At 57.0% G+C, this 1038-nt stretch carries 1 pseudogene; it reads right to left on the reverse strand.

Features of this window, described 5'->3' with window-relative positions:
• Nucleotides 1-18: 18 nt before the first annotated feature.
• A pseudogene (locus HL657_RS13420) lies at nt 19-908 on the reverse strand (IS5 family transposase).
• Nucleotides 909-1038 lie beyond the last annotated feature (130 nt).

Genomic DNA, 1038 nt, shown 5'->3' on the forward strand with positions numbered 1-1038 from the left:
TGCTGTGTTGCATAATCCCTATGATGCTTGTCCTCCTGCCAGAGCCAGCATTCTATTATAGCAGTTCACCTTCATCCGGATTTCACGAAACATGCCCTCCTGAGATGTCGCCTGTACTCCTTCCCCGAAGATCCGTTTGAAGCCGGAGAAGAACCCTTCGGCCTTCCACCGCATACCATACGTGACTACCCGCGACCACATCGGATATCCGCCCCATCGGTTTCGGTCCCGAACACATTCAGCGCGATAGGGCGACCCGGTCGAATGCGTCGCGGCATCAACCCGAGTCTTGATGCCGGAGGCGATCCTCCGCTGTTCGAGGGTGTTGAAGAGTTCGTTTCGGTCGTAGGCGCCATCGGCGAGCACCCGGTACACCGGATGTTCCTCGCTCCCGTGCTGCTGGGTTTGGTCGAGGAGCGGGATGAACATCTGGTCGTCCTGTACAGATTCATCGGTGATCTCCAGCCCGAGAGCCTGGTTGGTCTCGACGTCGATCATGACGTGCAGTTTGATCCAACCGCGTCTGACCCGCCACTTTTCGCGCATCCACTCCCCCCGGTTCGTGACCTTGATCCCGGTGCTATCCGCGGCGACGATGATATCCTCACCGAGGAGCTCGGGAACAACCGGTAACGAGAGATCGAGACGCTGGATCCGGCGGAAGAGCGTGGTATAATCGGCTGCTTTGAGGCCGGGAATGAATGCTGCGAGTCTCCGGACAAATCCTTCCATCTGGCGGTAGGGCATCTGCAGGAAGGTGTGAATCCCGGCCATCCACGCAATGAATGACTCAGGATACTGAAACGGCCGACCACGCTTGCCGGCGTTCATCTGGGAGAGATGCTCATCCCACCGATCAATGAAGTCCAAAGAAAGGTAAAACTCGCCGCGCTTGACCAGGAGTGCATTATATATACTCCAGTCGCGATTGTCAGGGTACGGGCGTCCCCAACGTTCGGTTCTTGGCATGGAGGGACGGAAGGGACGTCCGGCATCTTTTCTGTGTGGGTCGAAGAACCAGAGTTATGCAACACAGCA

Source organism: Methanoculleus nereidis (assembly GCF_032944295.1).
Classification (GTDB): Archaea; Halobacteriota; Methanomicrobia; order Methanomicrobiales; family Methanoculleaceae; genus Methanoculleus; species Methanoculleus nereidis.